At 55.6% G+C, this 22,344-nt stretch carries 17 protein-coding genes and 3 pseudogenes; 15 read left to right on the top strand and 5 right to left on the bottom strand.

All coding sequences use genetic code 11. The features are described from left to right. Positions 1-87: 87 nt before the first annotated feature. The 3 genes and pseudogenes from CPH65_RS06710 (at position 88) to CPH65_RS24245 (ending at position 2,239) form a co-directional block, all read left to right on the top strand. Positions 88-1,107, top strand: a pseudogene (locus CPH65_RS06710) (IS110 family transposase). A gap of 407 nt (positions 1,108-1,514) precedes the next feature. After that, positions 1,515-1,898 carry a transposase gene (locus CPH65_RS24250; protein ID WP_197703969.1) on the top strand — a complete coding sequence of 128 codons (384 nt, stop codon included), beginning with the start codon at positions 1,515-1,517 and terminating at the stop codon, positions 1,896-1,898. Positions 1,899-1,948: 50 nt separating this feature from the next. Beyond that, entirely contained in the window at positions 1,949-2,239 is a 291-nt protein-coding gene (locus tag CPH65_RS24245) for a hypothetical protein (protein ID WP_197703968.1), read from the top strand. A gap of 97 nt (positions 2,240-2,336) precedes the next feature. Here CPH65_RS24245 and CPH65_RS06700 read toward each other — a convergent pair whose 3' ends face one another. The 3 genes and pseudogenes from CPH65_RS06700 to CPH65_RS24480 form a co-directional block, all read right to left on the bottom strand. Further along, positions 2,337-2,864: an IS30 family transposase gene (locus CPH65_RS06700; protein ID WP_244574554.1), complete on the bottom strand. Its 528-nt coding sequence runs from the start codon at positions 2,862-2,864 to the stop codon at positions 2,337-2,339. After that, entirely contained in the window at positions 2,849-3,247 is a 399-nt protein-coding gene (locus CPH65_RS06695) for a helix-turn-helix domain-containing protein (protein WP_096172769.1), read from the bottom strand. Before CPH65_RS06695 ends, CPH65_RS06700 begins: the two co-directional genes overlap by 16 nt. Positions 3,248-3,342: 95 nt before the next feature. Further along, a pseudogene (locus CPH65_RS24480) lies at positions 3,343-4,397 on the bottom strand (transposase); the annotation flags it as partial. 216 nt (positions 4,398-4,613) lie between these two features. On the opposite strand from CPH65_RS24480, the pseudogene CPH65_RS06680 reads away from it, so the two are divergent. After that, positions 4,614-5,674 (top strand): annotated as a pseudogene (locus CPH65_RS06680) (IS110 family transposase). 427 nt (positions 5,675-6,101) lie between these two features. Here the strand turns inward: CPH65_RS06680 and CPH65_RS06675 are convergent. Continuing rightward, the gene (locus CPH65_RS06675; RefSeq protein ID WP_096172765.1) at positions 6,102-7,124 is read right to left on the bottom strand and encodes an IS110 family transposase; all 1,023 of its coding nucleotides are present in this window, start codon (positions 7,122-7,124) and stop codon (positions 6,102-6,104) included. 278 nt (positions 7,125-7,402) lie between these two features. Between CPH65_RS06675 and CPH65_RS06670 the strand changes: the two genes are divergently transcribed. The 4 genes from CPH65_RS06670 (at position 7,403) to CPH65_RS06655 (ending at position 12,541) form a co-directional block, all read left to right on the top strand. Next, a complete protein-coding gene (locus CPH65_RS06670) occupies positions 7,403-7,795 on the top strand; it encodes a response regulator transcription factor (protein WP_096172764.1) in 393 nt (130 codons plus the stop codon). 61 nt (positions 7,796-7,856) lie between these two features. Continuing rightward, positions 7,857-10,004: an exonuclease domain-containing protein gene (locus CPH65_RS06665; RefSeq protein WP_096172763.1), complete on the top strand. Its 2,148-nt coding sequence runs from the start codon at positions 7,857-7,859 to the stop codon at positions 10,002-10,004. A 235-nt stretch (positions 10,005-10,239) separates the two neighbouring features. Next, positions 10,240-11,724, top strand: a complete 1,485-nt coding sequence (locus CPH65_RS06660) for an ATP-binding protein (RefSeq protein ID WP_096172762.1) — start codon at positions 10,240-10,242, stop codon at positions 11,722-11,724. A 151-nt stretch (positions 11,725-11,875) separates the two neighbouring features. Further along, the gene (locus tag CPH65_RS06655) at positions 11,876-12,541 is read left to right on the top strand and encodes a hypothetical protein (protein WP_096172761.1); all 666 of its coding nucleotides are present in this window, start codon (positions 11,876-11,878) and stop codon (positions 12,539-12,541) included. Positions 12,542-12,615: 74 nt separating this feature from the next. Here CPH65_RS06655 and mnmA read toward each other — a convergent pair whose 3' ends face one another. After that, positions 12,616-13,821, bottom strand: a complete 1,206-nt coding sequence (gene mnmA, locus CPH65_RS06650) for a tRNA 2-thiouridine(34) synthase MnmA (protein WP_096172759.1) — start codon at positions 13,819-13,821, stop codon at positions 12,616-12,618. A gap of 298 nt (positions 13,822-14,119) precedes the next feature. On the opposite strand from mnmA, the gene CPH65_RS06645 reads away from it, so the two are divergent. From CPH65_RS06645 to fliN, 7 genes are all read left to right on the top strand, one after another. Further along, positions 14,120-16,456: a flagellar hook-length control protein FliK gene (locus CPH65_RS06645; protein WP_157747547.1), complete on the top strand. Its 2,337-nt coding sequence runs from the start codon at positions 14,120-14,122 to the stop codon at positions 16,454-16,456. A gap of 23 nt (positions 16,457-16,479) precedes the next feature. After that, positions 16,480-17,157, top strand: coding sequence for a flagellar hook assembly protein FlgD (locus CPH65_RS06640; RefSeq protein WP_096172757.1), 678 nt, complete (start codon positions 16,480-16,482; stop codon positions 17,155-17,157). Positions 17,158-17,413: 256 nt separating this feature from the next. Then, positions 17,414-17,686: a DUF1153 domain-containing protein gene (locus CPH65_RS06635; protein ID WP_096172755.1), complete on the top strand. Its 273-nt coding sequence runs from the start codon at positions 17,414-17,416 to the stop codon at positions 17,684-17,686. A gap of 405 nt (positions 17,687-18,091) precedes the next feature. Next, on the top strand, positions 18,092-19,735 hold the full coding sequence (gene fliF, locus CPH65_RS06625; RefSeq protein ID WP_096172753.1) for a flagellar basal-body MS-ring/collar protein FliF: 1,644 nt from the start codon (positions 18,092-18,094) through the stop codon (positions 19,733-19,735). Between the two features lie 8 nt (positions 19,736-19,743). Further along, positions 19,744-20,802 carry a flagellar motor switch protein FliG gene (gene fliG / locus CPH65_RS06620; protein ID WP_096172751.1) on the top strand — a complete coding sequence of 353 codons (1,059 nt, stop codon included), beginning with the start codon at positions 19,744-19,746 and terminating at the stop codon, positions 20,800-20,802. A 69-nt stretch (positions 20,803-20,871) separates the two neighbouring features. Next, on the top strand, positions 20,872-21,999 hold the full coding sequence (locus CPH65_RS06615) for a FliH/SctL family protein (protein ID WP_096172750.1): 1,128 nt from the start codon (positions 20,872-20,874) through the stop codon (positions 21,997-21,999). Then, on the top strand, positions 21,996-22,334 hold the full coding sequence (gene fliN / locus CPH65_RS06610) for a flagellar motor switch protein FliN (protein WP_096172748.1): 339 nt from the start codon (positions 21,996-21,998) through the stop codon (positions 22,332-22,334). The genes CPH65_RS06615 and fliN overlap by 4 nt, the downstream gene beginning before the upstream one ends. Positions 22,335-22,344: the final 10 nt, after the last annotated feature.

Genomic DNA, 22,344 nt, shown 5'->3' with positions numbered 1-22,344 from the left:
TGTGGATGGTGTGGATGGCTCCTGCACCATCGGTGTTGAAATACGCCATACTGCGGTTGTCATAGACTGTTTGAGAGGAGCCAACCCATGCAAGTTACAACAATCGGCCTTGATTTAGCGAAAAACATATTTCAGGTCCACGGCATCGACGCCAACGGTAAGATAGCATTCAACCGGGCTTTGCGTAGATCCCAGGTCCTCGCGTTCTTTGAAAGCCACAAGCCATGTTTAGTTGGCATTGAAGCCTGCGGTACCAGTCATTACTGGGCACGCGAAATTAGCAATTTAGGTCACCCTGTCAAACTGATCCCACCTGCATACGTCAAGCCATATGTAAAGCGCGGCAAATCTGATGCTGTAGATGCGGAAGCGATCTGCGAAGCCGTAACCCGCCCAACGATGAGATTTGTTGAAATCAAGACCCCGGAGCAGCAAGCAATATTGTCGGTTCATCGCATTCGAAATCTTCTGGTTCGACAACGAACCCAGCTGATCAATATGCTGCGGGCACAATTGGCTGAATTTGGTATTGTCATCGCATAGGGTGTTTATCACGCGCTACATTTTGCAAAAGAAGGTCTGAACGGAGAACAGCCAGCCATTCCCTCAATTGCCAGCGATGTGATTTTCGAACTCTGTGAGCTGTTGCGGCAATTACATGGAAAAATCAACCGCTGTACTCGTCAGATCAGGCAGATTGCCAAGAATGAAAACCGGGTTGCACTGCTTGAGACAATTCCGGGAGTTGGGCCTGTGATTGCCTCAGCGATTGTTGCAACGATTGGCAGTGGCAAACAATTCAAGAATGGCCGACAGTTTTCTGCTTGGCTGGGACTTGCCCCGCTCAACAAATCGAGCGGTGGGAAAGAGCGGCTAGGTCACATATCCAAGATGGGAGACCAATATATTCGCCGTCTATTATTCTTCGGCATGACTTCTCGTATTCGCAGAATCCAAGCAGAACCGGAGAAATTCGATCCATGGTTTGCAGAGGTCTTGTCGCGCAAGCCACGTATGCTGGCTGCGATAGCCATGGCCAATAAGACAGCTCGAATGATTTGGGTGGTACTAACACGCAACGAACCTTACAAGGTAAGAACAGTCTGAACTGAACCGAACCAAACGAAATAGAATAATTGCAAGACCCATGAAGTGATGGAAATTGTCAGCCCGAAACCAAGAAACCCGACAAAGGTCCCGAACGCTAGCTGTTCGATATGCGGAATGGGACTTGGTTAGTGGAAACCATCAGGGCCAGCGGCCATGTATGTCGCGTAAACAGGCCGAACACAAGACCGCTTCTGACAATGGAAAACACCAAATAGGACTTGCAAAAAAGGAGCCATCCACACAGGACCTTTGAGACATTCGCCAAATTCCGGAGGCAAATTGCCAGTTAGAGACCCAATTAACACAACCTGCGGATAGCGGACATTCCAGGGATCTGGAGACCCGTAAAAACCCTTCGTAATTTGTGATGCCGTTTGATTCCCTGATGTCATGGAGGTGTGCCGATGAAACCCAGCAGTCTTTTCAGCCTTTCCGAACATCTTGAGCGTCTGAGCAAACATGGTGATCCTCTCGAGGCTCTCGATGCCACGATCGACTTCGAGTATTTCCGCGGCTGGCTTGTTGAAGGTCTCGGTTATGGCGATGGTTCCAAAGGCGGTCGGCCGCCGTTTGACCCGGTATCGATGTTCAAGGTCCTGATCCTGCAAGCGCAACACAATTTGTCCGGTGCCAAAATGGAATTCATGATTAGAGACCGGTTTTCTTGGATGCGGTTTCTTAATTTTGAACTGGGTGGCACCACCCCGAACGAGAACACCATCCGACACTTCCGCAATCGGATGAAGGAAATGGGTACCCTGAAGCGCGTCATGAAAGCCTTTGATTAGCAATTGCACAAGAAGGGCTACATTCCCCCTGCTTGCCTGCCTGGCAACCGATGTCAGGCCAGATTCTCGACGCCACTTTAGTTCCCGTTCCCAAGCAGCGCAACACGGATGGTGAGAAGGAAGCGATAAAGGAAGGCAAAACTGCCAAAGAGATTTGGCCAGATCAGCCGAACAAGGTCGCACAGAAGGATACCAGTGTTCTCTGGACGCTGAAGGTTGGCGGGAAAGTGCGCTATCGGCCTGACGGAATGCCATTGCCTCAGATTGCCCTTCCAGTATTTGGCTACAAGAGCCATATCAGCATTGATCGCAAGTTTGGCTTCCTAGGGGCAGCATGGTAACGTCGGCTGCGGATGCTGACGGGCGTCAATTGAAGCATGTTTTGCGTAAGGGCAACACGGCCTCGGATGGTGGATTCCATCGCGAAGTGCAACAGGTTTAAGCAAAGCAGATTTTGGCGTCTTTACCAAGGTCTTGCAGCTCCTCGTCGTCCATCGCGTCAATATCGAAGTCCCTTGGCAACCATCGCCTCAATCGACCATTCGCATTCTCTACTCCCCCCTTTTGCCAAGAGGCATAGGCATCGCAAAACCATGTCGTCATGTTGAACATGGAGCGCAGTAGGCTGTGCTGGGCGAAGGTTGTGTCATTGTCGAATGTGACTGACTTGCGCAAGGCCGGATCCAGGCGACGGAAGATAGACATCATCACCGAGACTGTTTCGGCCGCGCTCTTGCCGGTCATGCGAGCAGCCAGGGTAACCCGGGATTTTCTCTCGTGGATCACAAGCACAGGGCGGGTTCGCTTGCAGATGATCAGATCCGCTTCCCAATGCCCTGCTTCTTGGCGGTTTTCTGCCGCTTCTGGCCGATCATGAATGGATGCCCGATCCTTGATCCTGTCGCGTGAACGGCGGGCACGCATAGGCCTGCGGATGCGATGTCCACGGGTCAGAAGCTTCCACAATTCTTCACTTTTCTGGCCAGCTCGATAGATGAAGCTATAGATCGTTTCAAAGCATATAGGGCGCAAACCTTCTCGTTACCTGCCTTCAGCCAGCCTGCAATCTGCTCCGGCATCCAGCCTTCCGACAGTCGGTCCCGAACAAACTGGCCGAGCTTCTCAACATCTTCAAGAATGGCAAGACGCTGCCGACGAAGCAAATAGCTCCCATCGGCATGGCTGGGTGAATAGCGACCTGACGGCAGCCGATTACGGCTCAACTCGCGACTGATCGTGGATTTGGAACGACCAACAAGCTCGCCGATTGAACCGATCGAGTGACCGGAATGTCTCAAGGTGGAAATCTGTTCTCTTTCATCGATAGAAAGATGGGAATAGCATGGCATCGCAACACTCCTGACGGTCTCAACAACCACCTCGATACCATATCGAGGCGGGAGTGTTGCACTTCACGACGGAATTCGGGAAGACGTTATTGATGCAGGGATTTGCCGCCGGGACAGTAATATACGTCCCCGTCAGGATCGTAGATGAAGTCGGAGCGTGAGAAGGTACCATCGCGTCTCCCAGATTTGTACCTTCTCGGCGGCGCTTCGCTTGCCTGCCAGGCAATGGAACACCGGAATGTGTGGCTCGATCCCATATTCATAGACAAGCCATCCCAGCATCTCCGCACTGCCATAGCCGGTGTCCCCGACAAGTCGCGCAGGATAGAGGCCGGTCTGATCCATGGCTCGCTCGATCATGTCGCGGGCCGCTTTATTCTCGGCCTGACGAATGGGAGCTGTCGGTTCCACATCTACGATGATCCCGTTGTCGAGATCGACCAGATAGTTGGTTGAATAGATGAAGTGCGCCTTACCGCGATCAGCTGCAGTCTATTACCGGCAAGCGATTGCTTGCAATCGCTGAGAGGCATCGCGCAGCCGGATCCACGGGCGAGATGTATTTCGGAGGGACCGGTGTGGCAGAGCCAAGGGCCTCATCATCCAGCGTCTGTAGATATTCCTCTGTCGCCCGGCTTGCGTGGTCGTCTGGTGACCAGTCCTTAGGTTCAATGCCATCCTCACGGTTTGCATCTGCCTTGATCAGCGAAGCATCAATCCCGAAGGCTTCCCCGCCAACAAGCCCCTCGGCGATCGTGCGGCTGAGAACATCCTCGAACAGCTTCCTGAACAGATCGCTCTGGCGGAACCGACCATGCCTGTTCTTGGAAAAGGTTGAATGGTCCGGGACAGGATCTGTCAGATCCAGGCGGCAAAACCACCGATAGGCAAGATTGAGATGCACTTCATCGCAGAGTCGGCGCTCAGACCGGATCCCCATGATGTAGCCAACCAGCAGCATCCTGATCATCAGTTCTGGATCGATCGAGGGACGACCTATGGAACTATAGAAAGGCGCTAGATGACGTCGGATGTTTGCAAGATCAATGAAGCGATCAATGGACCGCAACAGATGATCCCGCGGTATGTGGTCTTCGAGATTGAACGCGTAAAACAGCGAAGCCTGCACCCCGCTCTGGTTGCCCATCATGCCCCGATCCTCCATCCTCAAAGGAATTGAACCAGGACTTCAACACCAAAGCAACGCCTACTTTTTCAACGGCATCGGCCGAGATTTGTGGTTGTCTCTTTAGCATGTGCGAAAGGACCTACTATTTCCAATGTCCACTAATGGGATGTACCGGCTGCTTCCCCCAACTCAGCAGGTTATAGTTTGACTGTTTCACCTGTGGAATGGAGAAGTGGCATGACGAAGAAGGCAACTGAGAATTTGATGTCGATTGGCATCGATATCGTCAAAGACACATTTAATCTGATTGGCTTCGACTGCGATGGCGAACTGGTCCCGCGGAAAAGAAAATCAAGCGGCATGCCTTGGAGCAGACTTTCGAAAGGCTTCCAAGATGTGTTGTCGGCATGGAAGCGTGTCTGAGCGCCCATTTTGTCAGTCGCTCCTTGCGCAAGCTGGGCTTTGAACCTCGGATCATCCCTGCAGTCTATGTCCGGCCTTTCGCCAAGGGCCAGAAGAACGACTACAATGATGCCGAGGCTATCGCGGAGTCTGTATTGCGGCCAAACCTGCCGACGGTTCCAGAGAAAAGCCATGACCAGCTCGACCTGCAAGCTCTGCATCGTGTCCGCTCTCGCCTGGTGTCACGTCGGACAGCCACCATCAATCAGATCCGCGCATTCCTGATTGAGCAAGGCATTACAGTCCGCAAAGGACTGCGGGCCTTGAAGAATTCATTTGAAATCATTCTGGAGCAGCGAAAAGACGAGATATCGACCAGCATGCGTAACATTCTGTATGGCCTATACGGTGACTGGCTCTGGCTTGATGGTCGGATTGATGCCATCTCGGATGAGATCGAAGAAATCAGCCGGACGGAAGAAAACTGCATCAACGTGATGACGATCCCTGGCATTGGTCCGGTAATCTCGACTGCGATGGTTGCTGCTGTCAGAACTGGAGAAGCCTTTGATTAAGGGCGCTATTTTGCCGCCTGGGTCGGTTTGGTTCCCCGTCAACACAGCACAGGAGGCCGAACAATACTTGGACGCATATCGAAACGGGGCAGCCGATATTTGCGGATGCTCTTTGTGCAAGCGGCGAGGGTTATTCTGATGCGATCCAATCGATGGCCAGACTTCAGTTTTGGTGAATGGCTGATAAGGGCATCAGAACGCATGAACCAGAACAAGCTGGCGATAGCTTTGGCCAACAAACTGGCCCGGATGGCTTGGAGTATCCTCAGACACAAAACGGCGTTTGATGCGCCCAAGAATGCGGCCGTGGTTAGCATCTGAAGCAACCACGATCTCGAAGGAGTTCGCGATTGATTGAATGCATGGAACGGAACAATTACGCCCCCAGAATCTGAGAGCCCATTCGGTCAGTTTGGACCTTTCTAGTAATAAGATCACGGTGCGAGCGTAATCCCAACATGGCCACGGCCCGCGCGCCGATAAACAGGCCGTGTGTGGACACCCCGGAAAATGCAAGAAGTTTTTGGTCAATATGAACAAGGATCAGGTGCTGTCGTGTGTTCGGCCTCCAGATGTGGCATCAACACGCCACGGGCCCGTATGGAGATACGCGGGTCGGGTCCAATTCGGATACGCGCGCTCTGCGGCGCACGGCCTGTGTCTGGTTCTCCCAACCCTGTCTCGTTGATCGTTTGTCCTTACTTACCTACGCCCTTCCTACATGCCTCGCTATGGCAATAAAGATGGATTATACCATCGCGGGATCCTTATATTTCTCGTTCTTAGACATCAAGGCCCATGCAACCCGGGCCATTTTGTTGGCTAATGCGACGGTTACCAGCATTCTTGGCTTGCGCGCCAACATTTGCCCGAGCCAGCCACCTTGATCGGAACCACGCCGTATAGCCCACCTAACAACTGACGCCGCTCCAATGATGAGAAGCCGCCTCAAGTCGCGTTGCCCCATTTTCGAGGTATGACCGATGCGTTCCTTTCCTCCCGATGAATATTGTTTTGGCGTCAAACCCGTCCAAGCGGCGAAATCTCTACCTTTGCGAAAGCTTGCCGGGTCAGGTGCAAGGGCGGTTAGAGCTACGGCGGTGATCGGACCAATTCCAGGAACGCTCATCAGTTTCCTTGCGCGCTCATCTTGCCTTGCCGCCTCACGAATATCCTTTTCCAATTGGCTAATCTGACCTGCTAAAGACGCAATGTGATCAAGAAGTATCTGAGCATTGGCAATTACGGCATCAGGTAACTCTGTTTCCGGGTCATTTACGGCTTCTTGCAGGCGATTGAGATAAACCGTTCCGCAAGGGGCTATAATTCCATATTCGGCTAAATGCCCACGTAAGGCATTAATTGTCTGCGTCTTCTGCCGTATGAGCAAATCTCTGGTGCGGAGAGCCATTCCAGAAGCCTGTTTTTCAACACTCTTTACCGCAACAAAGCGCATTGTGGGACGAGAGGCCGCCTCTGCGATCGCTTCGGCATCATTGGCGTCATTTTTCTGCCGCTTGACATATGGTTTGACGTAAGCAGGTGGGATCAGCTTGATGGTATGCCCGAGCGCCTCAATTCTGCGCCCCCAATAATGCGAACTGGCACAGGCTTCCATTGCAACTATGCAGTTGGGGATCTCTGTGAGAAAAGAAATCAGCTTGGCACGTGTTACCTTCTTGTTGAAGATGCGGTTGCCAGCTTTCGTTGCGCCATGAACCTGAAATGTGTTCTTTGCCAAATCTATCCCGATTATGAAAACCTGCTTCATGAAAATCTCCTACTCAGCTTGGTGAGTACCTCTCCAGTTTGGCACACTTATGCCGTCGGAGGGGTGTCCACCCCATCGAATACATATGAGCGACTTCCTGCAACATGCAAAGAAATCTCTTGCGAATAGCAGCCGGTACATATATATGGGGCTCTATCCGGCCAATCTCCCCCCCACCCATCCCTTCCCGCTGACCCGAATGGCCAATTGCGCTGTGCGGGGCTAATCGCGATACTCGGGCCATCATGTCATGACCGGTTTCTGGGAGGAGCACCGAATTGGCCAAATCAATCCTTGTCGTTGATGACGAAGCGTCCATCGCTTTTGCCCTTGAGCATCTCATGAAAGCCGAAGGCTATGACGTAACCGTAGCCAACGATGGCGAGAAGGCTCTGGACGCAGCCGCCGCTCATCATCCTGACCTGATCCTGCTGGACGTGTGCCTGCCGGGCCGCGATGGCTATGATGTTTGCCAGACGTTGCGCAGCGAACCCAAAATGCATGACGTCAAGATCGTCATGATGAGCGCCCGCAGTCGGGACATTGAAATCGAGAAAGGCCTTGCGGTTGGTGCAGATGCCTATCTCAGCAAACCCTTTTCGATGTTCTCAATCGTTCAGACCGTCGAGACTATTCTCGCGGACAACACCCAGCATCCCGCTTGCGCCTGACCTCTGATCGCCGGTGTTTGCAGACCGACCGCTTCTCTCGACCAACACCGAATACCATGCCATGACCAGACTGGAACGCCTTAGCCTGCGTGTTCGCATTTTTCTCTTCTTTGCCCTGATCGTCGTGGCGTCATCGGCCATCCTGATGGCCGCGCTCTATTTTGCGCTCCAGCGCATCGGGTCTGATGCCCTGCCGCATCTGGTGCTCTCTGGCGGCCTAGCCTGTTTTGGCATCGCCTTTGTGTCCTTCTGGGTCTGGCAAAAGTTCGACATCAACGTCGCCCAGCCCATAGACCTGATTGTCAAGGATGTGCGCTCGCTGGTGCACGCCGGAGCCCCCCAGCATCTGACCGGTGAAACAGGCAAATATCTCGGCTTCCTCAATCCTGCCATTCGCGAAATCTCGGCCGCGCTTGTCGAGGCAAGAGAGGAAACCGACAGTCAAGTGGCGGCAGCAACCGCCAGCGCCAGCAGGCAGAAGCAGCGCCTTGAAAGCGTGCTTCAAGAGCTGGATCAGGGGGTGCTGATCTGCAACCTCGACAACAGGATCCTGCTCTACAACCGCCGCGCCCTGCAAATCCTGCATGTCTCTGGCGAAATGGGCCTCGGGCGTTCGCTGTTCTCGGTGGTCTCGGCTGCGCCCTTCCGCCATGCCCTCGACCGGCTCAGCCATCGCTTCGAGACCGCACGCCACAGACATCATCCCGACGGCCTCAGCCAGATGGTCATCTGCGCCACCGCAGACGGTCGCCATACCCTTCAGGGCCGGGTTTCCCTGTTGCTCAATCAGGATGAAACCGCGCCGAGCGGGTTCACCGTCACGTTCGAGGATGTAACGCGGCAACTGGCCGAGAATGTCGAACGCGACAGGCTGCTTCAGCGTGCGCTTCTCGATCTGCGCCACCCGGCGGCCAACCTGCGCGCCACAGCGGAGTTGCTCGCCAGCAACTATGACCTGTCGCCCGACGTGCGCCGCTCTCTTGAGCAGATGGTGGCAAAGGAAACGGTGGCCCTGTCTGACAGCATCGAAACGCTGGATCTCAAGGCACAGGGTATGCTGGCCAGCGCCTGGCCGATGAGTGATGTCTACTCTGCGTCCCTCTTCAACTCCATCCTGCGCCGTAACAGCTCCGAAACCCTGAAGCTTTCCTGCGAGTTCATCGGCGAGCCGGTCTGGATCCATTGCGACTCGGTCACCATCGTCGAGCTGATCGAGCATATCCTGCGCAAGATCGCGGCTTGGCATGAGTCCCGCGCTTTCCAGCTTGAAGCAACGCCAAAAGACAACAAGACCTATATTGATGTCTTTTGGCACGGGAGGGACATTCTCAGCGTCTCGACCATCAACAGTTGGCTGGACGATCCGCTGGATCCGGATCTCGGCGACGTCACCGGCAGGGACGTGCTCAACCGGCACAAGACCGATTTCTGGTGTACCCGAAGCGCGAATGGTCCAATCCGCCTGCGCCTGCCGCTGGCTCCCCCACGCGACCGCCACGATGAAGGCGAGGCAAACACTGATCAGATGATCCCCGAGCGCTTGGAATTTTATGATTTCGATCTGATGGAACGCACGGATCTGGCCGATCTGGAAGACACGCCCCTCAGCGAGCTGGATTTCGTGGTCTTTGACACTGAAACGACCGGTCTTGATCCGTCCGGCGGCGACGAGATGATCTCGATTGCAGGCGTGCGCATTGTCAATGGCCGGATCATCAGGGGAGAGCGGTTCGACCAGCTCATACACCCCGGACGCACGATTCCGCCAGCCTCCACCAAAATCCACCACATCGCCGATGCCATGGTGGCCGATGCCCCCCCGGTCGAAGTGGTGTTGCCGCGCTTTCACAGCTTCGTCGGCGATGCCGTGCTGGTGGCACACAATGCCGCCTTTGACATGAAGTTTCTGAGCATGAAGCAGGAAGAGGCCGGCGTGCAGTTTGACAATCCGGTGCTTGATACCGTGCTGCTCGCCGCTCACGTTCAGGGCCAGACATCAAGCCTCACCCTTGATGCGCTCGCCGAACAGTTCGGCATCGAAATCGCCCCAGATGTGCGTCATACGGCGCTCGGTGATTCCCTTGCCACTGCAGACCTGTTGCTCAAGCTCATCGATCTTCTAGAGGCCACCGGCGTCAGAACCCTCTATCAGGCGATCGAAATCGAACAGAAGGCCGTCGCCATCCGCCGCCAGCAATCGCGATACTGAGGCGAGAAGCCCAAGGCTGAGACGCACGAAAGCCTGCGCAAATCAATCTCAAAGGCTCGGTCTATAGGTGCTTGGGCTTGACTTTGGCGGGTAGAACGATATGTCTTCCTCATTGATGTCGACACGGCGCGCCTCAAGGCCGCTACACGCATCATCACCCGTTTCTTGCGCGCGCGCCCCGAATCTGAGAGTTTGCACGCCTGCATTCCAACAGCCAAACGAGCAGTATGCCAATATGACCGTCAGCATTGATCTGGGGACCATGAAACTGGGCCAACCGGCCGAGATGGATCTGGAAGAATTGCTGGCAACGCGCCTGCTGGTTCAGGGCAACTCCGGCTCGGGCAAGTCCCACCTGCTGCGCCGCCTGCTTGAGCAGAGCGCCCCGTGGGTGCAACAGATCATCATCGACCCCGAAGGGGATTTCGTGACGCTTGCGGACAAGTTTGGTCACGCCGTGGTTGATGCCGTCGGCACCGAGGCCGATCTGGCCATGATTGCCGCTCGCGTTCGTCAGCATCGCGTCTCCGCTGTGCTCAACCTTGAGGGGTTGGATGCGGACCGCCAGATGCGCGCGGCAGCCGCCTTTCTCAATAGTCTGTTCGATATCGAGCGCGAATATTGGTATCCGGCCCTCGTCATCGTCGATGAAGCACAGCTCTTTGCGCCTGCTGCCGGTGGTGAGGTCAGCGAAGAAGCCCGCCGCCTGTCCCTTGGTGCCATGACCAACCTGATGTGCCGTGGCCGTAAGCGCGGCCTTGCCGGTATCATCGCCACCCAGCGCTTGGCCAAGCTCGCCAAAAACGTGGCCGCCGAAGCCTCGAACTTCCTCATGGGTCGAACCTTCCTCGACATCGACATGGCCCGCGCGGCCGACCTTCTCGGCCTTGAACGCAGACAAGCCGAAACCTTTCGAAATCTTGATCGCGGCCAGTTCGTCGCCCTCGGCCCAGCGCTTTATCGCCGCTCGGAGACGGTGAAGATCGGTCCGGTTGAAACATCGGCGCGCTCATCAAGCCCCAAGCTAATGCCCCTGCCGGAAATGAACCGGGAAAATCTCGACGAGCTTCTCTTCAAACCCGGCACCGATGACGAACCGCGTCCGGCAATCATGCCGCCACCCAAGACCACAGCAGATGTGCTCAAACAGCTTTCGAACATCCGCCTTGATGAACAGTTTGGCGGCGAGACGGAACCGACACTGGATCTAGATCCCGGGCTGAGCGCTCAGGAGCGCGAGGAAATCCTGCACACGATTCTGGCCGATCTTCTCGATGACCCGGACGCCGCCTATCAACCGGTTTCCGTGCTCTATCAGGACTTTCAGGTCCGTTGCCGCATTGAAAAGAAAATGAAGATCACCCCGGGTCTGCAAGAATTCAGGCAGCTTCTGGCCGTCGCCCGTGCCGGTGTCGACGAGAAGGAAGATGCGCTTGACGAACAACAATGGAATCAGGCTGGGCTGATCGCCGATCAGTTGCCCGAAGATATGCGTGGGGTCTATCTGCTGCTGGCAAAAGCAGCCCTTGGCAAGAAGGCCTGCCCGACGAACATCGAGCTCGCCACTGCTTATGGCACGCGCTCCCCGTCCCGCGCCCGTTTCCTTCTCACCTACATGGAAGAGCGCGGGTTTCTGGTCTGCGCCAATGACCTTCGCGGCAACCGCATTGTGACACTCAAGGATCTTGGTGTGCAGACCGAGCCGGGAAGTCCCGACTAAGCGCAAGCGCTTTGGTAACAGTTTAGGCAGTTGCTCAATCTTTTGTTAACCAACCCGGACATTGCCACTGAACAAACTCTCCTCAGCACATTTGTAACATGACCTCCCAGCATATGGATGGCACAACGGGCGCAACCTTGGGGGACATGAAATGGAAATCGAACTGAAGATTCTGTGCGGCGTCAGCATTGGCGAGTATCTAGAAAGATACGCACAGCTTCGCCAGTCCATCAGGCGCACATCACCAAGTTTCGAAGCATCAAAACTGACCGGAAAGGCGCTCAATCTGGAAGGCTTCGCGCTGAATCTGGGGGCCGTGGTCGTCGTTGCACTGCATGAGGGCCGCATCATCGCCATGGCGAGCGGAGAGCCACTTATCCATGAGCAAATGGCTCTTGCCACCCCCCTGAAGCAGATAGGACAGAGGATAGAAAGCTATTTCTATTTGGCGGAATTGCTCCTTGAGCCCGCCTACCTCAATAAGAATGTCGAGAAAAAGCTGATTGAGACCATCGAAGCCCATGCGTGTGAAATCGGCTTCCAGCGCGTTGCCTTCTTTTCTCCAGACAAATCCGACACCGTCAAACCTCAGAGCATTCTGGATCAAACAGATAATGTACGCGCATTCTGGATGGGGCAGCACTATTATCCGCTCAAAGAAACGCTCATTAGCCTGCCGGCCAAGCGCTACGGTTTTAATGGCCCAGCGGAGAGATCAGTCAACAAAGTCCATACTCCCATGCAGATGTGGGTGAAGGAGCTCGAAGACGCAGATGCCTATTGCGCTCCAAGAGAATACAAGGCCCTGTCAGCTTGATCGTCCCAGATTCAGCGACACAAAAAAGCCGGCCCAAGAGGCCGGCTTTTTGTTTCAAAGGCAGGAAAGTCGGATTACTTGGCACCGACTATAGTCGTCTTGAGCGCCTGATCCCCGTTGACGCGGATCACGTCCGGGATAACGACATCCGTCTTGGTGCTCGCGATCCAGCCGCCGCCCCAAAGCTGGGATTCCTTCTCGACACCGTTGTAAAAGACACAGGCCTGACCGGGCGCGACACCCTGTTCGCCGTCCATCAGCTCCACTTCAAAGCCACCATCCGGCATGGCAAACAGCAGCGCTTCCTTGGGTGGACGCGTTGAGCGTACCTTGGCATAGATTTCAAGCCCGCTCTTGGGAAATTCCGCAAAGGTCTGAGGCCCGAGCCAATTGACCTCCCTGAGCTTCAGCCGCCGGGTGACGAGCGCATCGCGCGGCCCGACAATCACCTGCTGGCGCACCGGATCGAGTTTGACCACATAGAGCGGATCGCCTGACGAGATGCCAAGTCCCCGTCTCTGGCCCACCGTATAATGGATGATCCCCTTGTGCTCGCCCAAAATCCGACCATCGATATGGACGATGTCGCCGGGTTCGGCAGCACCGGGATGCAGGCGCTCAATCACATCGGTATATTTGCCCGTTGGAACGAAACAGATATCCTGACTGTCCTGCTTGTCAGCGACGCTAAGGCCAAGCTCACGCGCCAGAGCACGGGCTTCCGGCTTGGGCATACCGCCCAGCGGGAAGCGCAGAAAGTCGATCTGCTCCTGCGTGGTAGCAAACAGGAAATAGGTCTGATCGCGATCCTCGTCGTAGGGACGGAACAATACCCGCTGATTCCCGACCATCTTGGACGAGATATAATGGCCGGTCGCCATGCAGTCGGCACCAAATTCCTTGGCCGTTTCGAGCAAATCCTCGAACTTGACCGTCTGGTTACACGTCACGCACGGCACCGGCGTCTCACCGGATAGGTAGCTCTCGGCAAAGCGGTCGATCACCGCTTCCTTGAAGCGGCTTTCGTAGTCGAGCACATAATGAGGAATATCGAGATGCTCGGCCACACGGCGCGCATCCTGGATATCCTGACCGGCGCAACAGGCACCAGCCCGGTGCATTGCCTTGCCATGATCATAGAGTTGCAGGGTCACGCCGATGACGTCGTACCCCTGATGTTTGAGCAAAGCCGCCGTTACCGACGAATCCACACCGCCGGACATGGCTACAACAACACGGGTGTCTTCTGGGCGACCAGGCAAATCGAGACTGTTTAGCATCTGTCGATTCCAATCTTCGAACGTTCTTCGGCAACGAGCTCTGGTCCTGCTTATGATGTTGCCGGTTTTTGAATGAGCCTTATATAGCGATTTTGCTCCAGTTTGAAAGCCCAAATCAGAAAATTGCCGGTCCCAACCCGGCATAATTTTCCCCTCATGCGGCAATTCTTGACCCGACAGGCAGATACGGTCGCAGCTCGCAATTCAGCAATATATTGAAACAAAAGAGTTTTATTGATCACACAACACTGGCACGTTTCTTGAATTAACACGCATGACAGTGTGTTGTGAGGTGGGAATGGTAGTTCAGTATACAGGAATGACCGATGTGATGGCCAGTGCGCGCTCGTCTGTGGCGAACAGCAAGGGGCAGACGCGCAGCGATCGTTCGGGCACGAGCTTTGATCAGCATCTGAAGGAACAGACCAAAGCGGCTTCGTCCAGAGACAACCGGACGGAACAGGATGCACGTGCGGCCGACACCGGCGCGCGCACGTCCTCGCGCACGTCCAATGAGGTTGACCAGACCACCAAAGCTGCGGCAACAGATCAATCCCGTTCGGCTCAATCTGCGAAAGCATCATCCGACAAGGCAGAGGACGTGACACAGTCCGCCTCGACCCATTCGGAGATCACCCTGCAGATCGAGCAGCAGGCCGATGAGGCGACGCCCGATACCAAGACCGAAGACGCCGAAGCGGCAGCCACGCAGCAAGCAGCAACCGATATCATTGCCGAGTTGCCCGCAACGAACATGCCCGATGAAAGCAGCGAAGGGGAACTGGCCGGCAAAACCACGAATGGTCCGCCCGCGACCTCTCCTGACATGACTGATGTTGCCGGCGATATGGCTGAGAGCCCGGCGAACACCACGCCCGGACAGCCCGGGACAGGCGCGGCACCCGACGGCCCTGCCAATGGTCAGGCAGGCAGCGAGACCGCACCTCTGACCCCGACCGCCCCTGCGACACCTGACATACCGACCGCCGATGGCGAAAGCTCTGCCGCGAAGCAGGCACAAGAGGCCGCCACGGGTTCGAATGCACCGGCTGTGACCAACACCCAGACCAATCCACAGACACATGAGGACGCGACGACAAAGGCGGCTGCGACACCGCCCGTCACGCCTCTTGATCCGACAGGAGCGACTGGCTCGACTGGAAAGGCGTCAGACGCCGATCATGTTGACGAGGCCAACACCGGCTCCCGCCCTGCTCCAGTCACCTCACAGCCTGACCAGACTGACAAGGCTGCCACCGCAACCGCTTCCGACACAGCCGCCGCGAACAAAGGGGCGACCGAGACTGTCCATGTAGATGATGGCGCCGTGGTCGGTCAGCAAACCGCGGCCTCAGCACCATCTGACGGCCAGTCAGGCGATGGCAACACGCAGGTCTCCGACAAGACGGTAACGAAAGAGACGGACAGCGCGAACCAGACGGATGCACCAAAGAAGCGCGACCCGGTCGCCCTGACGCTCCCCGAACAGCAGCAATCCGCGCCTCAAGCGACTGGGCAGCAAGGTGACGTGATCGCAACAAAGGCGGCTGCCGAGCAAAGTGCACCGCAAGATGCAAAAACCCTAACCACTGAGGCACAGGTCTCGAACACCCGCGCAGAACAGGTCGCAACCAAGGACAAGAAGCCGAACGCTCAAGTGACCACACCTGCGACAGGCACCGAAACGCCCCCTGAAGCCAAGACCGTGAATGCGGACACCAGCACTGACGCGGATGCACAAGGACAGCAAACGGGCAAAGAGGAGGTCAAAGCCGCTCGCCCGGACCAGCCCGCACCGAAACAGGCAGGCAAATCAACTGATGGGCCAACCCAGCAGCCTCAAACGGCCAGCACGGACGCGGATCCAAAGCCCAGCGCCCGCCCGTCGGATAGTCAGCCATCCGCCAATGACGGAGTGAATGACGCCGACAGGTCCCGCTCCGCACGATCTCCAGAGGGATCAACAGAAGCCCCCAAGGAAGCTGGAAAGCAGGCACCCAAGGGCGAAGCCTTCTCGCAACTGATGGCCAAGCTTGATGGCGCAAACGGCCTGAAGGATCAAGGGATGCAAACAGACCCGACCTTGCGGTTTGATACGGCAGCAGCCACCCAGGGTGATGCCAGCACCGTACGCCTGACCGGCATGGAACATTTGGGTCGCCCCGGACAGATGCCACAACAGGCTGCCATGGCGAATGCTCAGGCCCTTGCCGCGCAGATCTCCAAGTTCGCCAACAAGGGCGAAACCCGCTTCGAGATCCGTCTTGACCCTGCGGACCTTGGCAAGGTCGATGTGCGCCTGACCATCGGCTCTGACGGTCAGGCCCGTGCGCATCTGTTTGTCGAGAAGTCAGAAACCATGGACTTCCTGATGCGGGATCAGCGCTTCCTTGAGCGCAGCCTGCAACAGAGCGGCATCAATCTGGACAAACAGGGCGTCGAATACTCCCTGATGAACCAGCAGGGACGACAGCAGCAAATGGCTGGCGAGCAGAACCAGCAGCAACAGTTTGAACAGGATGGCTTTGCCGGCAAACGGCAGACAGAGGACGAGTCATTGCCCCCACCCTCCATTGTGGAGCCAAATTACTCCGGCACCTACATGGCGTCGAATGGCGTCAATCTGGTGATTTGATTGCCGCCTAGGAGACATCAATCATGACAAGCATTGGCTCGATCATTCCCCAAACCAGCGGAAGCGCGTCCAAGGATGCGGACACGCTGGTCCAGAATTACGAGACCTTCTTGACGATCCTGACAACGCAATTGCAGCATCAGGATCCGATGGACCCCATGGATTCCAACCAGTTCACGGAACAGCTGGTCCAATTCTCTGGTGTCGAGCAACAGATCCGATCCAACGAGCAGTTGGAGAACCTCGCCAACATGATGACGTCGTCCAACGCTCTGGGCGTCCTCAACTTCGTTGGCACGACGGTAACGATCGATGGCTCGAGGGCCGTTCTGGGTGAATACGGCTCAGCCAGCTTCGCATTCGATGCCGAGAGCGAGGGCACCGCGGACATCACCATCACCAACGAGAATGGTCAGACCATATACAGCCAGACAGAGGTGCCCATCAGTCAGGGCAATCAGGCCTTCCGGTGGGATGGTACCGACAACGCCGGCAACCGGATGTCGAGGGGCACCTACAGCATCAAAATCGATGCCACCGATACCAACGAGGACCCCATCGCCATCGAAACAGACACCACAGGCGTTGTGGAGAATGTCGATATTTCATCGAACGAGCCCATGCTTTTGGTCGGAGGCCAACTTATTCCCACGTCCCAGATCAAGTCTGTCGCTGCAGCCGTCCAGACGGAAACCGAATAAGGGAAATTTCGACAATCTTGAAGAAAACTCGCAACTTGCGAGACCTGGCCGCCGCGTGCGGCCTTTTCTTTAAGGCTTTGGCAACGCTTTGCGAAGGCCTCCCCATTTTTTTTGGTCACTGCTAATCTCCCATTCTGCAAGGCTTTTTCCAGAATGAGAAAAACTATTACTAAAGTGTATCCAGTCGCTTAGGACTCTTTTAAAGGCATTGTCCTATGCTCAACTTCGATGAGGTCAGGTTGAGTGTGAGAGTACAATGACCGATCAAATACGTGCGAGAGTAAAGTATGTCATCGGCCCCGATGGGAGTCCTTTGACAGTTGCGGATCTACCACCCGAAAATACAAGACGGTGGGTGATCAGACGCAAGGCCGAAGTTGTTGCTGCCGTTCGCGGTGGCTTGCTGAGCCTTGAAGAAGCGTGCCAGAAATACACTTTGACAGTTGAGGAATTCCTTAGCTGGCAGAGCTCCATCGATCAACATGGTCTGGCCGGTCTTCGAGCAACGCGGGTGCAACAGTATCGGTAACAGATGGTCGTATCGGACAAGTCCGATACGTTTAGCGATACAAAGGCCGAGGATCATCCTCGGCCTTTTTTATTGTCCAGACCATCAACACACGCCAGGATCACTCCCGATACCGCTCAGGATCGGCGCATACAGACCCGCGCGATTTATCAAAAAAAGAAAATTAAGCCTGTTTTGAAAAAGTGTCTTAAGCGCATTTACCGGCCGAATGCCCGATTTGAACACAAAAATGCCCCTTTCCAAGCTTTTTTCGCGTCTTTTTTGTGTCTTTTCAATTTTTCTGTCCCGTGCAAACTGCATGATTAATCAGTCGTTAACCAAATCCTTAACACCTTGTTAACCATCCCCTAGGAAAATATTGCCTAGTGATTTGCTTCTGTCCCGGAAAGCCTCAAGGTACCTGTTGTGAACGGCATTCTCGACTTTTTAAAAACGCTTGGTCCAGCGAGACTCGCAGCCATGGGTGTGGTGACCGCAGCCCTGATAGGCTTCTTTGCCTTCATCATGCTGCGTGTAACGGAACCAACCCTTGCGCCACTCTATACCGACCTGTCGTTCGAGGATTCCATCCAGATCACCAAACTTCTGGAAGCACAGAATGTTACCCACGTGATCCGTGACGAAGGCGCGGTCATTCTTGCCCCCAAGCCCGACATTCTGCGCCTGCGCATGCAGCTGGCCGAGAGTGGCCTGCCGAACGGCGGCAATGTTGGCTATGAGATCTTTGACAAGAGCGAAACTCTGGGCACGACGAGCTTCGTTCAGAATGTCAACCATCTGCGCGCCCTGGAGGGTGAGCTGTCGCGTTCGATCCGCACCATCCGCAATGTTCGCAAGGCCCGGGTCCATCTGGTCCTGCCCAAGCGCCAGCTTTTCAAGCGCGATCAGAAACCGCCCTCGGCATCCATCGCGGTAAAGCTTCAGGGCAGCCTTAACCCGACACAGATTCAGGCGATCCAGCATCTGGTCGCTTCGGCCGTTGAAGGGCTCGATCCGCAGAATGTGACCATCATCGATGGCCGCGGACGACTTTTGGCCACCGGCCGAGGAAGCGGCGACAGCTTCCTGTCCACAAGCATGGATGAGCGCCGCATCGAAATGGAAAACCGCCTGCGCGATCAGGTGCAGGAAATTGTCACCTCCATTGTTGGTCAGGGTCGCACCCGCATTGAAGTCAACGCCGAGATGGACTTCAACAAGATCACCGAAACCTCTGACTCCTTCGATCCGGATGGTCAGGTGGTTCGCTCGACCCAAACACGCTCGGAAGCTGCCAACAGTCAGGAAACCGAAAACACGGACGGTGTCACGGTTGGGAACGAGTTGCCCAACGCCGAAGAAAACCAGAATGACGCGGCAGGCCGCAAGGAAAATTCCAATACCACCGAGGAACTCATCAACTATGAGATCTCTCGGGTCACCAAAACCGAAGTGGTTCAGGGTGGGCGGGTTAAACGCCTGTCGGTCGCCGTTCTCGTCGATGGCGACTATGAGAAGGATGCCAACGGCGACCTTGTCTATCAGCCTCGCTCACCCGAAGAACTCGACCAGATCGCAACGCTTGTCCGCTCCGCAGTCGGCTATGACCAGACCCGCGGCGACAAGATCGAAGTGATCAACCTTCAGTTCGCCGAAGGACCGGAACCGATCTTTGATGATGAAGGCTCCGAGCTGTTCGCCTTCACCAAGGATGACTATGTGCGCTTTGCCGAACTGGGCATCCTTCTGATCATGACCCTTCTGGTGCTGCTGATGGTCGTTCGTCCGTTGATGAAACGCATGTTCGAAAAACCTGAGCAGATCAAGGATGGCGAGCACGTCGTGGTCGGTGTGGATGGTGTGCCGATGATCGTCGGTGAAAATGGTGAACTCGTTCCTGCCTCTGAGAGCGGCGAGGATTTGGATCACCCGACAATGCGCGCCATCGAGCACGCCCAGCTTCAGGGCGCACTGCAGGCCGACACTCTTATCAAGGTCGGCGAGATGGTCAAAGAGAACCCCGAAGAGGCAGCCAAGATCATTCGTCTTTGGCTCCAGGATGCGGCGTGAGGTAGAGTATGGCAGGCAAGGCATTCACAGATCTGGGGGCAAACACTTCCGTTTCTGTCAACAACGAAGAGCGTGAACTCAACGGAGCCGAAAAAGCTGCGATCATGCTGCTTGCGCTCGGGGATGATCACGGCGGACCGATCTGGAGCCGGCTTGATGATATCGAGATCAAGCAGGTCTCGATCGCCATGTCCAAGCTTGGCGGCATCACGCCCAATATGCTCGACAACCTGATCGTTGATTTTGTCGCGCGCCTGTCATCGAAAGGCGCCGTCACTGGCAACTTTGATTCCACCGAGCGCTTGCTGCTGTCTTTCCTGCCCGAAGACAGGGTGAACGTCATCATGGAAGAGATCCGCGGACCGGCCGGTCGCAACATGTGGGAGAAACTCTCCAACGTTCAGGAGAATGTCCTCGCCAACTATCTCAAGAACGAATATCCGCAGACCGTCGCCGTGGTTCTGTCCAAGATCAAATCCGACCACGCTGCGCGCGTTCTGTCGATCATGCCGGAGGATTTTGGCCTCGAAGTCATCAACCGCATGTTGTCGATGGAAGCGGTTCAAAAGGAAGTGCTCGAAAAGGTCGAACAGACCCTGCGTGTCGAATTCATGTCGAACCTGTCCACCACCCAGCGCCGCGATGCGCATGAGGTGATGGCCGACATCTTCAACAATTTCGACCGCCAGACCGAAGCACGCCTGCTGGCTGCTCTCGAAGAAGAAAACAGGGAATCCGCCGAGAAGATCAAGCAGTTGATGTTCACCTTCGAGGATCTCGCCAAGCTCGATGCCTCCGGTGTTCAGGCCCTGTTGCAGAATATCGAGAAGGACACCCTCGGCCTCGCCCTCAAAGGCGCGAACGAAAATGTCCGCACGCTGTTCTTCGACAACATGTCGGCCCGCGCTGGCGCGATGCTGCAGGAAGACATGGAAAGCATGGGCCCGGTACGCCTGCGCGACGTCGACGAGGCGCAGGGCGAGATGGTCAACATGGCCAAGGACCTGGCCGCTCGCGGCGAGATCATTATCGCCAAGGGCAATGGCGAAGACGAACTGGTTTACTAGAACACCGAGCCGCTTAAAAGGCTTCTTCACCGTCCGGGCAACAAGCCCCGACACATTGGATTGGATACCATGGCAAACGCCGCTCGTTATCTTTTCGATCTGGACTTTTCGGCGCCACCGGAGCCGGAAGTTCAGGAAGTGATCGAAGAGACGCCACCAGAGCCGATGATTACGGTTGCCGAGCACGAGCGCCTTCTTGCAGAGGCCGTCGAACGCGCACGGCTGGCCGGCGAACAAGCCGCGCGCGCGGACCGCGAGCAGCTCGCCAGTGAAGAGAGCCTTACCATCCAGAAGACAATTCTGGAAGAAGTCGGCATGATCTATACCGAGGTTGGCGTGCTGCTTCAGCGTCTCGAACGCGATGCCTCCAATCTGGCCTTCGCATTTGCCTCTCGCTTTGCTGAGCATCTGGTTGCCCAGGAGCCCAAATCGGAAGTGCAGGCCTTGCTGCACCAGATTCTCGCTCCCTTGCGCAAGACCCCACATATCTCGATCCGCCTCAATGACGAAATTGCTGAGGAGATCCGGGTCGCAGTGGATCTGCAGATGGCAGAACTCGGTTTTGAAGGCACCCTTACCGTTCTTCCCGACCCGGCCATCATGCCCGGAGACTGTGAAGTGGAATGGGCCGATGGCGGCATCGGACGCAACATGCGCTCAGCAATCCGTCAGGTCGAGCAGATCGTGGCAGAACATTTCGCCCATGTTCCGCCCGATGAAGATGAAGATGAAGACACTTCTGACGGGGAAGCCAATCAGCACACAAACGAAGACAAAGACCCCGAAGCTCAGGAAAACGAAGCACAGGACAACAAAGCACAGGACAACAAAGCACAGGACAACGAAGCAAAGGACGAGACAAATCCAGACGCCGCTTTCGAACCAAACGAAAGCCCAACTGACAACACCGACGCTGAGACCAAACAGCAGGAAGGAGCATTCGAAGATCGCGCCATGGAAAGCGATGATATGCAACAGGAAGCGCAGGAGTCCCCCCTTGCCTCAAATCAGGACTCCAACACCCCCGATGCAGACAATGCCGATCTGGACGATCTTCCGGAACAATCCAAAAGCATCCCGGCCACCGAGATACCGGACGCTGACTTCTCTAGCGACTTTTCCCCTGAAGTCGACCCTGAAATCGGCGGCGGACCGGTCTCTGACACGGCCCCTGAAACCGAGGAAGACATGCTATGAGTGATGAAACACAAGATGACAGCCTCGCCCTCCAGGAGCAGGATGGGAAGGCATCAAACGCTTTTGCAGCAGATGCAAACACCCACAAGAACGCCGCCGATCTGGAAGCGGTGTTCGATGTACCCGTGCGCGTATCCGCCATTCTGGGCCGCGCCAAAATGCCCGTTAGTGAATTGCTGAATCTCGATGTCGGAAACGTCCTCGAGCTTGACCGCAAGGTCGGTGAAGCAGTCGACATCTACGTCAACTCGCGCCTCGTGGCGCGCGGTGAAGTGGTGCTCGTTGAAGAAAAACTCGGCGTCACCATGACCGAGATCATCAAAACAGAGAAGTAGGATTGGGAGA

Source organism: Cohaesibacter sp. ES.047 (assembly GCF_900215505.1).
In the GTDB taxonomy this organism is placed as follows: domain Bacteria; phylum Pseudomonadota; class Alphaproteobacteria; order Rhizobiales; family Cohaesibacteraceae; genus Cohaesibacter.
Note: the sequence above shows the minus strand (reverse complement) of the source record. Positions and strands in the feature narration are given on the sequence as shown.

Bases quoted from the DNA above. Each gene is read 5' to 3' on its own strand.
- CPH65_RS06695 (WP_096172769.1), bottom strand. From the start codon at position 3,247: ATGCCATGCTATTCCCATCTTTCTATCGATGAAAGAGAACAGATTTCC.
- CPH65_RS06635 (WP_096172755.1), top strand. From the start codon at position 17,414: ATGACCGATCAAATACGTGCGAGAGTAAAGTATGTCATCGGCCCCGAT.
- CPH65_RS06675 (WP_096172765.1), bottom strand. From the start codon at position 7,124: ATGAAGCAGGTTTTCATAATCGGGATAGATTTGGCAAAGAACACATTT.
- fliN (WP_096172748.1), top strand. From the start codon at position 21,996: ATGAGTGATGAAACACAAGATGACAGCCTCGCCCTCCAGGAGCAGGAT.
- CPH65_RS06645 (WP_157747547.1), top strand. From the start codon at position 14,120: ATGGTAGTTCAGTATACAGGAATGACCGATGTGATGGCCAGTGCGCGC.
- CPH65_RS06615 (WP_096172750.1), top strand. From the start codon at position 20,872: ATGGCAAACGCCGCTCGTTATCTTTTCGATCTGGACTTTTCGGCGCCA.
- CPH65_RS06640 (WP_096172757.1), top strand. From the start codon at position 16,480: ATGACAAGCATTGGCTCGATCATTCCCCAAACCAGCGGAAGCGCGTCC.
- mnmA (WP_096172759.1), bottom strand. From the start codon at position 13,821: ATGCTAAACAGTCTCGATTTGCCTGGTCGCCCAGAAGACACCCGTGTT.
- CPH65_RS06655 (WP_096172761.1), top strand. From the start codon at position 11,876: ATGGAAATCGAACTGAAGATTCTGTGCGGCGTCAGCATTGGCGAGTAT.
- CPH65_RS06665 (WP_096172763.1), top strand. From the start codon at position 7,857: ATGACCAGACTGGAACGCCTTAGCCTGCGTGTTCGCATTTTTCTCTTC.
- CPH65_RS06660 (WP_096172762.1), top strand. From the start codon at position 10,240: ATGACCGTCAGCATTGATCTGGGGACCATGAAACTGGGCCAACCGGCC.
- fliG (WP_096172751.1), top strand. From the start codon at position 19,744: ATGGCAGGCAAGGCATTCACAGATCTGGGGGCAAACACTTCCGTTTCT.
- CPH65_RS24245 (WP_197703968.1), top strand. From the start codon at position 1,949: ATGTCAGGCCAGATTCTCGACGCCACTTTAGTTCCCGTTCCCAAGCAG.
- CPH65_RS24250 (WP_197703969.1), top strand. From the start codon at position 1,515: ATGAAACCCAGCAGTCTTTTCAGCCTTTCCGAACATCTTGAGCGTCTG.